General features: G+C 40.6%; 17 protein-coding genes and 1 pseudogene. 14 read left to right on the top strand and 4 right to left on the bottom strand.

Translation table 11 applies throughout. The features are described 5' to 3' along the window. The first annotated feature begins 26 nt into the window (after positions 1–26). The gene (locus T499_RS0110645; protein WP_033150965.1) at positions 27–830 is read left to right on the top strand and encodes a GSCFA domain-containing protein; all 804 of its coding nucleotides are present in this window, start codon (positions 27–29) and stop codon (positions 828–830) included. Continuing rightward, positions 827–3,283, top strand: coding sequence for a bifunctional UDP-N-acetylmuramoyl-tripeptide:D-alanyl-D-alanine ligase/alanine racemase (locus tag T499_RS0110640; protein WP_033150964.1), 2,457 nt, complete (start codon positions 827–829; stop codon positions 3,281–3,283). Before T499_RS0110645 ends, T499_RS0110640 begins: the two co-directional genes overlap by 4 nt. Before the next feature lie 51 nt (positions 3,284–3,334). Here T499_RS0110640 and T499_RS0110635 read toward each other — a convergent pair whose 3' ends face one another. Continuing rightward, a complete protein-coding gene (locus tag T499_RS0110635; protein ID WP_139209046.1) occupies positions 3,335–3,805 on the bottom strand; it encodes a hypothetical protein in 471 nt (156 codons plus the stop codon). A 106-nt stretch (positions 3,806–3,911) separates the two neighbouring features. Next, positions 3,912–4,208 (bottom strand): hypothetical protein, encoded by a 297-nt coding sequence (locus T499_RS0110630; protein ID WP_033150963.1) that lies wholly within the window; start codon positions 4,206–4,208, stop codon positions 3,912–3,914. Between the two features lie 444 nt (positions 4,209–4,652). Here T499_RS0110630 and T499_RS14285 point away from each other — a divergent pair, with 444 nt between their 5' ends. The 12 genes from T499_RS14285 (at position 4,653) to T499_RS14270 (ending at position 14,242) form a co-directional block, all read left to right on the top strand. Then, positions 4,653–5,111: a hypothetical protein gene (locus T499_RS14285; RefSeq protein WP_157054596.1), complete on the top strand. Its 459-nt coding sequence runs from the start codon at positions 4,653–4,655 to the stop codon at positions 5,109–5,111. Between the two features lie 241 nt (positions 5,112–5,352). Next, positions 5,353–5,838 (top strand): hypothetical protein, encoded by a 486-nt coding sequence (locus T499_RS0110620; protein ID WP_033150962.1) that lies wholly within the window; start codon positions 5,353–5,355, stop codon positions 5,836–5,838. Between the two features lie 30 nt (positions 5,839–5,868). After that, positions 5,869–6,333 carry a hypothetical protein gene (locus tag T499_RS0110615; protein ID WP_033150961.1) on the top strand — a complete coding sequence of 155 codons (465 nt, stop codon included), beginning with the start codon at positions 5,869–5,871 and terminating at the stop codon, positions 6,331–6,333. Position 6,334: 1 nt separating this feature from the next. Then, complete coding sequence (locus T499_RS14280; RefSeq protein WP_052173652.1) at positions 6,335–6,931, top strand: hypothetical protein; 597 nt, start codon at positions 6,335–6,337, stop codon at positions 6,929–6,931. Between the two features lie 115 nt (positions 6,932–7,046). Continuing rightward, the gene (locus T499_RS0110605; protein ID WP_198021292.1) at positions 7,047–7,463 is read left to right on the top strand and encodes a hypothetical protein; all 417 of its coding nucleotides are present in this window, start codon (positions 7,047–7,049) and stop codon (positions 7,461–7,463) included. Between the two features lie 12 nt (positions 7,464–7,475). After that, positions 7,476–7,673 (top strand): hypothetical protein, encoded by a 198-nt coding sequence (locus tag T499_RS0110600; RefSeq protein ID WP_033150959.1) that lies wholly within the window; start codon positions 7,476–7,478, stop codon positions 7,671–7,673. Between the two features lie 78 nt (positions 7,674–7,751). Next, positions 7,752–8,333 carry a hypothetical protein gene (locus T499_RS0110595; RefSeq protein WP_033150958.1) on the top strand — a complete coding sequence of 194 codons (582 nt, stop codon included), beginning with the start codon at positions 7,752–7,754 and terminating at the stop codon, positions 8,331–8,333. 22 nt (positions 8,334–8,355) lie between these two features. Continuing rightward, the gene (locus T499_RS0110590; protein ID WP_033150957.1) at positions 8,356–10,491 is read left to right on the top strand and encodes a hypothetical protein; all 2,136 of its coding nucleotides are present in this window, start codon (positions 8,356–8,358) and stop codon (positions 10,489–10,491) included. 7 nt (positions 10,492–10,498) lie between these two features. Continuing rightward, positions 10,499–11,446, top strand: a complete 948-nt coding sequence (locus T499_RS0110585; protein ID WP_033150956.1) for a hypothetical protein — start codon at positions 10,499–10,501, stop codon at positions 11,444–11,446. Positions 11,447–11,470: 24 nt separating this feature from the next. Then, positions 11,471–11,773: a hypothetical protein gene (locus tag T499_RS0110580; RefSeq protein WP_033150955.1), complete on the top strand. Its 303-nt coding sequence runs from the start codon at positions 11,471–11,473 to the stop codon at positions 11,771–11,773. A 36-nt stretch (positions 11,774–11,809) separates the two neighbouring features. Continuing rightward, positions 11,810–13,399, top strand: a complete 1,590-nt coding sequence (locus T499_RS14275; protein WP_052173651.1) for a SanA/YdcF family protein — start codon at positions 11,810–11,812, stop codon at positions 13,397–13,399. 27 nt (positions 13,400–13,426) lie between these two features. Continuing rightward, a complete protein-coding gene (locus tag T499_RS14270; RefSeq protein ID WP_052173649.1) occupies positions 13,427–14,242 on the top strand; it encodes a hypothetical protein in 816 nt (271 codons plus the stop codon). A gap of 367 nt (positions 14,243–14,609) precedes the next feature. Here T499_RS14270 and T499_RS14705 read toward each other — a convergent pair whose 3' ends face one another. Both T499_RS14705 and T499_RS14875 read right to left on the bottom strand, forming a co-directional pair. Continuing rightward, positions 14,610–14,711, bottom strand: coding sequence for a smalltalk protein (locus tag T499_RS14705; RefSeq protein ID WP_013063239.1), 102 nt, complete (start codon positions 14,709–14,711; stop codon positions 14,610–14,612). Between the two features lie 82 nt (positions 14,712–14,793). Further along, positions 14,794–15,109, bottom strand: a pseudogene (locus T499_RS14875) (hypothetical protein); the annotation flags it as partial.

Below are 15,109 nucleotides of genomic sequence, written 5' to 3'. Positions count from 1 at the left end.
CTGTTGTCCGTTGCAAAATAAAAATTATGGAGTTTAGAACGATTGTTGATATTGAGGACCCTGGGTTTAGGATAGGGGCTTGCGAGGAGATGCTCTTCGTAGGGTCGTGCTTTGCCGATAAGATAGGCGCACGCTTTACTGATGAGAAGTTCCGCACCATCGTTAATCCCTTTGGCGTGATGTATAATCCCGCCTCCATCCTCCATACCATCCAGCGCCTCTCCGCTCAGCCCGATTTGAAATCCGTCAAGACTGCATTCTTGACCCTCGGCACCAATCACGTTTACATTCTCAATGAAACAGGCGAGATAGTAGATAACTGCCAAAAGCGCCCCCAGTCGCTCTTTACCGAGAAGGAACTCACGGTAGATGAGTGTGCCGATTACCTGCAACAGGCCATCGATATCCTGCATGCGGCCAATCCCGATATGCGCATCGTGCTCACCGTTAGTCCCATCCGCTATCGCAAATACGGCTACCACGGCTCCCAGTTATCTAAAGCTACGCTTCTCCTAGCCGTTGATAAGGTGGCGCCCGCCACCTACTTTCCCGCCTACGAAATCATCAACGACGAGTTGCGCGATTACCGCTTTTATGCCGATGATATGCTGCACCCCTCATCGCAGGCCGTAGAGTATATCTGGCAGCGATTCTCCGAGGTGTATCTCAGCCCCGAGGCCAAGGCATTCCTCAAGGAGTGGCAACCCCTCAAGGCCGCGCTTAATCACAAGCCGTTCAATCCCGATTCGGATGAATATCGCATATTTATGGATAAAACTATGTTAAAAATTTCCGAGTTGCAAAAAAAATACCCTAACTTTGCAGTATGAAATACAGTATAGAAAAGGTTACCACGCTCATAGGAGCGCGACGATATGGAAACACTGAGGCTCAGGTAAGCTGGTTGCTCACCGATAGTCGTAGTCTTTGTTTCCCCGAAGAAACATTGTTTTTCGCCCTGAAAACACAGCGTAACGATGGTCATCGTTACATTCAGGACTTGTATAACCGTGGTGTGCGCCAGTTTGTAGTCGAACAGGTGCCCGAGGCTTACGAAACCCTTTATCCGCAAGCCAACTTTTTGCGAGTGCCTCACACATTGGCAGCCCTGCAGCGTTTGGCCGAGCGCCATCGCGACGAGTTCTCGCTGCCCATCGTAGGTATCACCGGCTCTAACGGTAAAACCATGGTTAAGGAGTGGCTTTATCAGTTGCTGTTGCCCTCGCAGCGTATTGTACGTTCGCCTCGCAGCTACAACTCACAGATAGGTGTGCCCCTCTCGGTATGGTTGCTCAACGAGCAGACCGAGGTTGGTATCTTCGAGGCAGGTATCTCGCAGCCAGGCGAGATGATGGCCCTGCGCGATATCATCCAGCCCACCATCGGCGTGCTCACCTCGTTAGGTGCCGCCCATCAGGAAAACTTCCGTTCGATGGAAGAGAAGTGCATGGAGAAACTCGAACTGATGCACGATACCGAGGCCATGGTATATTGCTCTGATAACGATATCGTGAGCCGTTGCATCCGTCGTATGAACTATAAAGGCGAGAAAATCTCGTGGAGCACCTGCGATCAGCAGGCCGCCTTCTATGTTAAGAGTGTCGAGAACTCGCACATTACCTATATTTGGAAGGAAGAGGAGAACTGCTTCGATATCCCATTTATCGACGAGGCCTCAATCGAGGATTGTATCACCTGTGCAGCCGTTGCCCTGCGCTTGGGTCTTACCCCTGGCGATCTGGCCGACCGCATGCCTAAGCTCGAACCTGTGGCCATGCGCCTCGAGGTTAAAGAAGGCCAGCGTGGTTGCATCCTCATCAACGACTCGTACAACTCCGATATCAACTCACTCGATATCGCCCTCGATTTCATGAATCGCCGCGAGGAGTTGAAGAAGCGTACCCTTATCCTCAGCGATATGTTCCAGTCGGGTCTTTCGCCCGAGAAACTCTACGCCCAGGTATCCGAGTTGGCTGTTAAGCGTGGCATCACCAAGTTTATTGGTATCGGCGCCCAGCTCACTGCCCAGGCCGATAAAATCCAGATTGCCGACAAGCAGTTCTTTGCCGATGTAAACCACTTCCTGGGTAGCGATGCCTTTACCGGTTTGCGCAACGAGATGATACTGCTGAAAGGTGCCCGACAGTTCGGTTTCGATCAGATTACCGAGCAGCTCGAGCAGAAGGTTCACGAAACCATCCTCGAGGTCAACCTCAATGCCGTGGTCGAGAATCTCAACTTCTATCGCTCGTTCATGAAGCCCGAAACCAAGATGGTGTGCATGATCAAGGCCGATGCCTATGGAGCAGGCGCTGTCGAGATAGCCAAAACCCTGCAGGATCACCGTGTTGACTACCTCGCAGTGGCAGTGGCCGACGAGGGTGTTACCCTCCGTAAGGCTGGCATCACCGCCAATATCATGATTATGAACCCCGAGATGACCGCCTTCAAGACCATGTTCGATTACGACCTGGAGCCCGAGGTATATAGCTTCCGTTTGCTCGATGCCCTCATCAAGGCAGCCCGCAAGGAGGGTATCACCGGCTGGCCAGTACATATCAAGCTCGATACAGGTATGCACCGCTTGGGCTTTGATCCCGAGCAGGATATGGATGAGCTTATCGATCGCCTCACCCATCAGCAGGCTGTTATCCCCCGTTCGGTGTTCAGTCATTTCGTTGGTTCCGACAGCGACGATTTCGATAATTTCTCAACCTTGCAGTTCAAGCGTTTCGAGATGGGCAGTCAGAAACTTCAGGCCGCCTTCTCGCACAAGATTCTGCGCCATATCGACAACTCTGCCGGCATCGAGCACTTCCCCGATCGCCAGTTGGATATGTGTCGTTTGGGTCTCGGCCTGTATGGTATCGACTCGCGCGACAACCGCATCCTCCATACCGTCAGCACCCTCAAGACCACCATTCTGCAGATGCACCAAGTGCCCAAGAGCGAAACCGTGGGCTACAGTCGCAAGGGCAAGCTGACTCGCGATTCTGTCATCGCTGCCATACCTATTGGCTATGCCGATGGCTTGAACCGTCGTTTGGGCAATCGCCACTGCTACTGTCTGGTAAACGGTCAGAAGGCCGAGTACGTAGGTAATATCTGTATGGATGTGGCCCTGATTGATGTCACCGACATCCCCTGTCAGGAGGGCGACCAGGTAGAGATCTTCGGCGAGCACCTGCCCGTTACCGTGCTCAGCGATGTGCTCGAAACCATCCCCTACGAGGTCCTCACCGGCATCAGCAACCGTGTAAAACGCGTTTATTTCCAGGATTAAACTTAATCCTATATACAACTACAAGTCAGGGAGTGCAGTTATGTACTCCCTTTATTGTATGTAAGCGTCTATCTGTGCGGCAATGTCGCCAGCCAGTACGGCACCGTAGCCCACACGGAGCTCGATAGTGGGACGAAGCGGGTCGTTGGTACCGATGATCACAGCATACTCGTCTATGGTGTAGGGCGTGGCCATGTTCTTTGACATCACGCACTCCAGACTGCTGAGTTTCAGCTCTTCGCCGGCGATAATCGCAATGTCATGGTTGGGATAGAATAGGATAAGGGCAGGGAGCTCGTTGGCTCGCGAGGCATCCAGCACCACCACGCCGTCGGGTTCTCCGTATCTCTGTTTTGCCTCTTCTACCGTGGCGTAGGTCACCCTTGGAACAGCCGTCCGCTCCTTGCGCTTGATGATGAAGTAAGCGAAGGGGGCGATAACCAGCAGCAACAGTAAGTACGGTCCAAAGCCAATGGCTAACATAATGCCGGCAACGACGGCAAGAATCGTGTTTCGTTTCATAAATAGTCTGTTATTTGTCTTTACCGAAAAATCGCTGGCAAAGTTACTTCTAACTTTGCGTTTCTTAAGTGTGTTCTGAAGGCCTGTTTTGCCTCGTCACTCCATTCTATCTTAACCATGGAAATTCCTCAAAAAGCTGTCTATCAAACTCCTCGGAAGAAGTCCAATGTACCTGTCCGTTTCTTAAATTCTCTTCAAACTTATCTATACTTTCAATAGCCTCTTTTTCTGATGAAGGGCCAATGATGGGATACTTTTTCCAGTTCAGATCGTCAATCCAGTCGTGGACGGCAGTAATGCCATCTACCGAGTTCGAAGCAACGCTTGCTGCTGCAGCTGTAGGTTCGCATGCCATGTTGGTATTGCTTTCCTCTTCGATTTGTGGATATCTTTTTTCTTTCATTGCGCTTTGTTTTATGGCGCAAAGATAAAACAATATTTTGTAATACCAAAGTTTTTACTACTTTTTAAACCTTGCATAAACTCTTGTTTCGTAAATGTACTAATGTACCAATGTACCATTGTTGATAGAGTCAGATTAAGCATAATTACTTCACAATTAGCCAGTTTTGTGCAATTATATATATTTTTCTGTTCAAAAACACATTTCATTTAATATTTCTTCGTATATTTGTACACGATACGTCTAATGAATGGCGCCAATAGCTAAAACGAATGGATATGGAAAAACAATGCCTGTTTGAACAAGTACTCTATGAGATTGCACGCCACCTCCACGTGGATGTGAGAGAATTGTTAGTTTCATTAAATTACAAAATTATGGCATAATATGTCATTGCTAATATGGATTATGTACATTCTGAGTAAATTTTAAAACATGTTGATTATGAAAAGAATTTTCTTATTTTTGATTGTTTGTACAATTATTGTTGAGTTACATGCTCAAAATACACACTATGTGGATGTAAGGGTGAGAGAAAAGAATACTCCGAACTATGTGATTAATTCTTATTCTGGATCTCAGGGCGCCCAAAACGATTTTTCTACAGATTTAATGATGGCAGCAGCCAGATCAAGGGCTATGAGTTTTAAAGAGTATAGTAGTAAAGCTTATGCAGCTTTGAATAATGGGGATAAGTATGGATTTATCACCTATACAAATTATGCTCTATCTACAGATTTTTATAATGCCCAAATGTATTATGATCGTGGGGTAGTGTTTAAAGAATTAGGAGATTATAAAAATGCAAAGAAAGAATTCAAAAAAGCAAAAAAACACGGTTATTATCAAGCCAATCAAGCATTAGCAGAATTGAAAGAATTAAATAAAAGAAAAAAGAGATAGAATGAAATTCTTAATTGAAAAAGATGCTTAAACGTTATGAGATGACGCGTCATCTCGATGTGGATGTGAGTATTTGTTGGTGTCTTCGAAGTAAGTATGAACATATTTGTATGATAATGTAAAGTGGGAATACGAGAAGGAATAGCCAATTGATGACATCATTCTTTTCTATTAAGATAAACATAGAGAACACAGAATAAGACGAAGATGATAATATAATTCGAAAAATTATTTTCACAATATGCAAACAGTAAATGAATATTTTACTAAAGATTCAGCAAGAGATACCTTTGGGCACTGGACTTTATTAGGCGATTACGAAGCAGAAGCTTTTGTCAATTGGCTAATGAATGATAGTGGTTTATCAAAATATGAGATTATTGATGAACTGGAGTATCAAATTAACAAACCAGATGCCGGTTTTCTGACAGTTCAAGAGTGTTCTAAGGCTTTGGATGCAATCCCTGTCTCTTGTGCGATGTGCAACAAAACAATACCATTTAGAGAAGCAAATGCCTTCAATAAATATAAAACAGAAAGCCATTCAGATGTGGTTTCAAGGAGTATGGTTGGTGGTACAATATTTCGCAGAAAAACGTCCATAACATATATTGCTGAACGTAATTATATTTGTAATGACTGTTTGGTAGAATATAAAAGGAAACGTCAAGAAGTTGCAAAGAAAGACAAAGGTATTAGACATTTCTTTAAGAACTTATTTGGTTAATTTACATATAAGTATAAAATTCATAGAGTTATGAAGCTATCCTCGTATAACGTAAAGTGCTTGGCGATATATGTTATCTATTGCCTGTTCTTTTTCTTCATAGGAGAAGGAGGGTACTTTAATGATGACACAAAGAATGTTGTATTCCAGTATATTGCCATCCCTTTGATTGTGTACCTATTATTACCATTTTTATTGAAGGTTATTGGGAAGTGGAAAATCGTACAGTGGGTAGATGGTGCAATTGATTATGTCTATAGGAGTATCAAAGAGCTGGGTAAACAGCATGAGTTTAAGGCTGGAACAGAAATACTATCTACTGACGCATCGACAAAGAAGAAAGATCACTGGATATGGAAAGCTCTAAAGGTACTTATATGGGGATCCGTTATATGGGGTATACTCATTTTAATCTATGTAATTCCAGCGTTTGGCGTGCCAGTGGCCGCCCTGGCTGGATATATTGGAGTTAGAATAAATAAGAACGAGAAGTAAAATGATGATGAAAACAAACAAGAGGTCTATTATAATATATGATATTTTGGTGTCATCTTTGCATCATTTGTACGAAGTTGATTATTTCAATATAAAGAATGGTGTGTCAGAACGTAATATTTGTGCTAGACTAGCACATCACATGGAGAATACCATGCATGGAATGATTGATTACAATGAATATTATACAGATGTTGAGTATAACAGAAAAAACGATGGGACAAGTAAGAATTGGGAGAGCTGTCAAAAAGTGCCTCTTCCAATGGTGGCAGATCTAATTGTTCACAAAAGGAATGCTGAACATAATTTGATGGCAATAGAAATGAAACATTGGGACAACTACGATAAGAGAAAAGATGATAGAAAAAGACTTGTGTCTGTTGTCTCTTCGCCAAAAACAGAGGAAAGAAATGAAAAATGTATTTATGATACAACGTTAGGAGCATTTGTCATTTATTCCTCTAAAAAACTAAAAGTCGAGTTCTATGAAAATCGGGGAGGACAAGGGTTCTATTCTGGGTGCATGTCATTTGTATGTAAAATGGATGGAAAAAGATTCCTGTCATTAGAAAAGATAGATGAGAAATGGTTTAATTGAGATTAAAGAGTGTATGACACTTTTAAAATATGATTCACATTATGCCAAGGGTCAGTTCTGACATGACGAATAGCTTATATTGCCTATGAACATTTTCTTTGAATTGCAAGAAAAGATGAGAATGATGGATGAAAAACATTCATCTGTTAGTAAGTCTGCGCCCACATCCGAAAAAATTGAAAAATCAGAACCACAAATATCGTATGCAGAAAGGCAGAAGAAAAGACAAGGGAATGAACGTAAAAGTTGTATATTACTTGTCGTAGGTGCTGCTGGGTTCGTTGTGTTGATATATATATTCATAAGATTGTATATTGTGATAGGCGATTATGTTTTCAATTCATCAATATTTGGGACAATTGCTATTGTAGGTTTTATAGGAGCGGTGTTATATATGCTGTTTTTATTTGGAGTCCTTATCTATGGATCAATTGCTAATGCAAAGAGTTCTGGAGGTATATCTGTACTTGCGGTTGTAGTTTTCTTTATACTATTAGCTGCTGTGTTTGCATTAATGAACAGTTGTACGTAAAAGATTAGGTGTATGAAGTATATAAAGATATTTTGTGGATTGGCTGTAATGTTACTATTCATCCTCGTAATAGTGGTATTGCCAGTTTGTTCTTCTATGAAGCATGGGGATTTTCTACCTTTAGCTTCTGTCATTTTTGTTCCATTAGGTATTCTCTTTTATGCTTTTATAAGAAGTGAAGAGAAAAAACATAATGAAAAGGGATTTTAGACAGAGGCGTGATGATGTAATTTAAGGGCTGAATAGGAATAATCCAATTGTAGTGATAAATAATAATCCATTTAGAAGATGAAGAAATTGGTCTTTTGGATAATAATTATTGGCATCATTATATTGGGGATGTATTTTCCAATAGTATGGTGGATTATTGGCATAACAGTGTTGCTGATAGTCTTACTCTTTGTGTGGCTGATTAGAGGAAGTGACAAAAGAGAAGAAGAACGGATGATAGAAAAATTCGGCAGGGATTATAAAGATGCTATTTCCAAGGGAAAATTGGGACTCCGCACTCCTTATCCGTGTACACCAGACTCATACCACACTTCAAAGAAAGGAATAGAAGAGATTGCAAAAATCCAACTTCCAGAATTCACCATTAAGGAATGTAAGGAAACTTTGGAGGATTTTACAGGTGACTACTGTGGTGAGGTTATCGTAGAATTCAATGAGCCAATAGGTGAGTCTGTGATTATGCAGATTGAAAATGCCATGAAGCAAATAGAACCTAAATGGAGAATGAAAGGTAACGATGTGTATGAATGTATACTGGCAGAGCCTAATTTGGCGTCGAAGCCAAACAACGATTTGTTTTGGAGAATAACATTGCAGAAAGATTCTTCTATTGGTGAAATTGTGTATGGAAGGGTGTAAAAACTAAAAAACGTAAAAAAATATGGGCATATTTGATTTTCTTAAAAAGAAAAAAGATAAGGCAGAGCCAAATGTAAATAGTGGCAATGTAGAAAGTGGAGTTAATCAGGATAGGATTAATGAAGACGATTCGAAGCCAGACATATTTGATGATATGTCGAGGAAAACATTTTATCGCAACGAGGCAGCATACCGTCACCAGCAGATTGTCCTTCCACGCTATAAGTCAGAAACGGGTGTACCTTTAGGCGATATTCTGACAAAGTTATTCCCAGAAGTCGTATCGAAGATAGACAGCGTAACTGTTCTTCATACTGTTCAGGTAAATGAGGTTGAGACTAAACATCTACATATCACGAATGCTGAAAGTGCTCTTGCATATGATATTTTCTGGAATATCTCATTTAAGAATGAAGAAGATGGTAACATTTATCCAGTAACAGGTTCCAATATCACCTTCATAATTAGAACAAAAGGGGAGAATGTTCCGCCATATATTGTGCTATTTGCCAGAGGTATGGCTATTGGCTTTGAGGAAGTCTACATTCGCATTACATTAATGATTCCTGCTAAAGTAGGAAAAGATGATTTGAGAACTTCCAAATCGAATAGCGTACCTACAATGACGAGTTTCTTGATAGCTTGTGACAAAAAAGATAATCCTAAGCAGTTTGAGGAATATGAAGAAGCTGAAGAAAGAGTTATGAGCTGCATTAAGAATGGCGTTCGCCTAAGAGATGACATTGATGCAGAATTGTATTTTGGATTAGGAGAGTTCCAGCCATTTTCTCACTTCTATGGCTATGGTAAATATCTGTATAAGAACAAAAGATACGATGACGCCAGCGCAATATTGATGAGGGGCATAAATGCGATGATATCTCAACAAGATGATATCAATAACGATTTCTATGAGGCATGTAGGATTCTTGCAAGATGCCTGATGCATCACAATCATTATGAATCGGCGGGTTATTTTTATTCATTGGCATATAGCGGAGGTGTAGTCAGTGACGATGAATATGAGAATTTCTGGGTTGCAATAGCTGATAGTAGATCAATAGATTTGTTATGTGCAAATCTGGTGAAGAAACATGGCGAAGATTTTGACAAATGGCCCCAAGAATCCAAAGAAAGGTATAATAAAGTATACAATCTTTATAAGAATAATTGCGATGAAGACAAGGAACGTTCTGATAAAGTCGCTTTCTATTCTGATTTGGGACTTGGGTTTGTTTTGATGAGATTACTCAATATTGAAGAAAGTAAAATTGGTGGAATGAATGTAATTACACCTGATGGTATAGTTTCTTCCATTGTGGATAAAGAACAAATTAGGAACGAGAGGTTATATAAATATCTCATTCCAGGAACAACCATAGTACTCTCATATTCAAGAGCCTACTATGCTACTGGGGATAAAGATGATCAGTCTATATTGTGCCATGCCTCGTCTATCATAATATATGTGGACTTCGCAAACGAAGCAGAGAAGCTGGTACGAGTAAACATTATGATTCCAAACTTCACCAATGATGATGATAAACATGATATGTCAAAGACAAACGATCCAATTAGTATATCTTTCATTATGTCATCAGTTGATGACCCAAAACTTGTTGGTGAGGATAATTTAGATACTATATATGACTATGCCAATAATTGTGTGAGACAGAATAGATTCTATGAGGCACATATGGCATACCTCTTTATTTATAAAAAACTATCTGTTAAGCGATTGACGTTGACGGATGAAGAGAAACAACTATTCTACAGATCAGCATATTGTGTTGGATTCTGCTATGAAGAACTTCAGAATCATGAAAAAGCTTTGTTCTATTTGGATATGGCAAATAATGCAGGTTTAGACACTTACGAACAAGAGTTTATTAATGCTTTAGTGAATAGTAGGGATCCAAGGGCATTGAGTGTTATCAAAGATGCGAAGAAAAAGAAATACAATGTAGACCTAAACTCTGAAGCATTTCAAACACGTAACGCATTCCTGAACAGGAGAGAAGCTTATGTGCTTATTGATCTGGAGAAGTATGACGAAGCGGAGACCCTACTTAAGGAGATGTTGAACAATCCAATGAGTAAGGAATTTGCAGAAGGCGAGTTGAAGTATGTAGAACAAATGAAACAACAAAGGAGCTAAGCATAAGATGAAAAAGATAAAGATATATTGTATTTCCCTGCTTCTCCTTGGGTGTGGTAATAACAAACAACCGCGAGATAGCCTGAAAGAGACTACCCCTATTGGAGGTTGTTCGTCTAAGAAGGAATATGTGTCTGATCCTACACCTCAATGGGTAGAGAGACTGAATGAAATCGCACTCCCGGATTATAAGTACGGCGATACGCTGCTTAATGTATACTTCAAATATACCCAGGCAGTCAAGGGATATGAGGTGACAGGCAGATGGATGCCATACGATAAGTTAGCAGAAACTGGAAATGTGGTTATAAATTTCCATCATAAGAAAAAAGGAACTGAATTTCAGTACTTTGGCGAAAAATACCATTCGTTTGATACTGATGATATTTCTTTTGCCAAGGATTTCAAAGGGCATAAAAATGGAGATATACACTATTTCAACTATACTTCCCCTGATACGATTGATATATACAAGGAGTATAATGATAACTCGCCTATTGGCTATTACTCGTCATTTCAGTTCTTAGATGTAGATTTTGATGGGAATGATGAACTTCTCATATCTGATATGTGCAAAGGACGGGCTGGCAACAACTATGTGGTGTATAAACTTTCTAAGGATGGCTTGCAGAAAGTGACCTATATGCCTTTAGACGGATTGACGAATATGGACAAGATTGATCTTAAGAATAAGACCATAACGATTTATCAGAATGATGGAGCCTATGATGAAGCTGAATTCTTTTTCTCATTTAAGAAGCGGCGAGTTGCAATTAAAGATATTCCAAAATTCTATTCAGCCAGTGCGAGTTATTTTGATTTTGACAAATATAACAAGGAGCTTGGCTTACCTTTCGTTTTAGATTCTATCAAGGAATACACGAAAACTGATAGCGAACGACGTGTGACATATCAGGTTCGTGGTAGTAGGTTAGTGAAAAAAAGAAGAAACTGATAATAATATAATAGACAAGAAAAGATGGAAAAATTTTATTGGTCAAAACTTATATTGAACAAAAACGAAGCTGCTACAAAAAGTACCTTGATTAAATACATACTTGGTATAAAAGATAGTTCATCAATTACAGTTGAACAACTAAAATGCTTGACGCTAGAAGTTATTGATGGTACTGATCAGAATTATGATTTGAAGGTGTTTTTGGAATCTATAACAGATTTTGAAGAGGCTGCTAGTTGGTTAAGTAAAAATGCCTATTCTTTAGATATGTCAAGAAACCTTCTGGGGATAATAAAGCATCCTAAGGGCAAGAGAGGTCTTTAATATGTTAATTATAAGGGCGTTCAATTAGATTTAATTATGGGGAAGAGGGAGATAAAGTTTATCATAGTTGCCGTTGTAGCTATAATGATAACTAGCCTGGCATTAATGCTGATATGCAATCAGATCGTTGTGAACAATGCAGAGGGTAAGGTGTTCTCTAACATCGATAGCATCAAGTATAATAAGGTGGGACTATTGTTGGGTACCACTCCGCAGGCTCGCATAACAAGAATTTCAAACCAGTTCTTTACCTATCGTATTGATGCAGCTGAGCAGCTGTATAAGTCAGGAAAGATTGAAAAGATTCTAATTAGTGGCGATGAGAATAGTCTTGATGGTGTCAATGAGCCTGAATGTATGAGGGATTCGTTGGTGGCTCGAGGTGTGCCAGCAAGTGCTATCATCTTGGATGGAAAGGGATATAGAACGATAAACTCTATCATTAATGCCAACAAGGTGTTTGGTTTGAAGAGTTTTACGATAATATCTCAGGAGTTCCATAATGAGCGAGCCATTTACCAGGCAGAGCATCTTGGGCTGGATGTGGAGAACATTCAGGCATATAATGCAGAAATGCCAAAAGCACGGCGAGCTTTTATTACCAGTATTCGTGAATACTTCGCAAGAGTGAAGATGTTCTTGGATTTGTTTACATATAAAGAGCCTGTATCATATACAGAAAACAGAGTGGTATCAATTGATTGTAGCAACGATTCTGTCAATTTTACCAACAATGCTAAAAGCTTTGAATTGACTGATAGTGCTGGGCTAATATCGCTTGTTAATACACTTGTTCGTCATGTTGATAATAACGGGAATAAGAGATCTGTAAACATCGTAAAGGAGGAAAAATGGATGATGAATTTTCGTAAAAAGTTATGTGCTTATTACGATTGTCTCGGGTTGGATGAGAACCTTTCTGACTATGCAAAAGTAGATACTGTTTTAAACATAGCAGAAATGTGCTGTGATAATAGTAGCGACCAGACAACTGTAGGGATGATAAACAACAACATATCCTGCTCTGCTATTAATGTTTGTAGAGAATACAGACTGTTATCCGAACTACTTAATTGCTGTGCTAATGATATACAAAAGAAACTTGTTTATCACGAATGTGAACAGTACGTAAAAATGTATATTGTTATGGAAGCTCTGATAACAGAAATCACATTTTTAAACTATTGGGGTGGCAGCATCGTTGGACCTCTCTGTACTTATCATCATAGAGAGTTGTCTGGTGCTCGTATTGCTATGTATAAGACTATGATACAGATGGCTAAACGTGAATATAGCAACAGTAGTAATGAAAGCCTGAACAATGCAGAATACGTATTATTAAAACAATTACATAATTCAATACTCGATCTTCTAAAAGAATCAGGGGATTGGCAAAAGGAATTGAAGAAGATAGACAAAGAATCTTTCTTGCATTATAAGACAACGATAAAAGAAACCAAAGAATATCAGTATAGGTTTAAACCATTGGTTGAGAATTGGACTTCACAATGGAGAATGTTAGAGAATTCATTTGATTCTAATAAGAAACTGCACATGGAGGCTGCTGCCTCACAGTTGCTTTTAGAATGGTCAAAAGTAGTAAGCTCTATAAAAGACGAAATGTGAGGTTAGATAAAGATTAATACCAAAAATATGAAGAAAATTATACCGATTTTTATCATTTTAATTATAGTGATGACATTTTACGCTAGTCAGAGGCCTATGTCTGAAGTACAAGATACTACTGAACAAGAAGTTGTAGCAGATGAGAATGTCTCGATAGATGAGGAACATGATCTTGATTCGCTTTGGAATGATAGTTTTAATGTTGTCTATAAGCAACCTGTAAATGGATACATGGTTAAGGCTGTGGCTAAGTTTTTGGTGTCTGATTTTGATGTAATCTCTGCCGATTTAACCTTTGCGAAAGACGGACATTCATTTGAACTGCATACAAGTTGTTTTGGAGATACTATGTTCTGTAAAGGAAGAATGGATTTTAAGGATGAAAATCCTAAATTATTCAGAAAGTATAGAAACAAGACGATAGAGGCTGATTATCATATGTATAAGGATGAAGATCGCTTGATGCCGATGTATGCACCTTTCTTCTTTATGGACTTGGATTTCGACGGAAAAGAGGAATTGGTTATAGTGCACAAGTCTATGGCTGTTAGATATCACGATGGTTACGATGTGTATCGTATTGTAGAAGGACGTCCTGTGCTCATAGACTATCCTCCATATAATGATAATAAGGATGGCTGGGGATTTGGTATGACCGACTACCCTGAGTTTGATTTTAAGAAGAAAACGATATCATGCCCTTATCCAGAAGGAGAACTAAAGTGGGATGGACGTACCATCTATGGCGTCAGTAAAAAGCATAAAGATACAGTGGGGGTGAATGGTAAGAAACATCTATTTAACCATATGGAGGTAATTAAGGAGATAAAGTTTGATGAATGATCTGCCTGGCTTTATAATAAATACCCTCAGGCTTCGTGTTGGAAACCTGGGGGTGATTATGCCTGCTGCAGTATGCGTGGCGGGCCGCGCAAGTGCAGGTCCTTGGCTGTTCGCAGGGCTTCACAGTCCCGAAATATGAGATGGAAAAGTCGTCTATAGTGTTTTAGACCATTTTCCTGACGTCAGGAAAACGATACCAATGCCTAGATGCTATGGGATAGCTCATGGTATTCTGAGGACCATTTTGCTGACGCTAGCAAATTGGTATTACTAATTTCAGAAACGGAATGTGAGGTGGATGATTTAAAAAAAGCGTATAGAGCTTATGAAAACAAATCAGGGAGTACATAAACACTCCCTGATTCTATTATAGGCCCATGCAACTCGTGGCGCCAAGGGCAGTTACAATCGCAGTTGCGATACTGGCAATCATCTGTACGATAAACTTTAATGTCTCTTTCTTTGTCATAATGGTTAATCTTTAAAAGGTTATTACTCAATGGTCAATGGTTAATGGTCAATGGAATAGGGTGGGGCCTAAGCCCCAGCCCTTAGTCTCCGATAGGCTCGTGGCTTCCACCACCGCTATTGCCACCGCCGCTATTTCCGCCGCCTCCGGTGTTTCCACCGGTATTGCCGCCCTGGCTTCTACCACCGCCGTTGGTGGTCTTCTCACCATCGCCGCTCAGCAGACTCTCGGCATTCACAAACTCGGCCTTCTTCAGGAACTCACGACTTGAGATGTTCATCTCCTGCTCCTGCTCAGGCATGAATCGGATGTGGAGAGCCTTCAGGTTCTTACCCACATTAAACTCCTCCTTCTTGGGAGCACCGCCGGGCTCATTCTCCAGGGTAGTGAAGAAGGTA

It is taken from the genome of Prevotella sp. RM4 (genome assembly GCF_000701965.1).
GTDB classification, from domain to species: Bacteria; Bacteroidota; Bacteroidia; order Bacteroidales; family Bacteroidaceae; genus Prevotella; species Prevotella ruminicola.
This window is presented reverse-complemented; position numbering and strand designations above follow the sequence as displayed.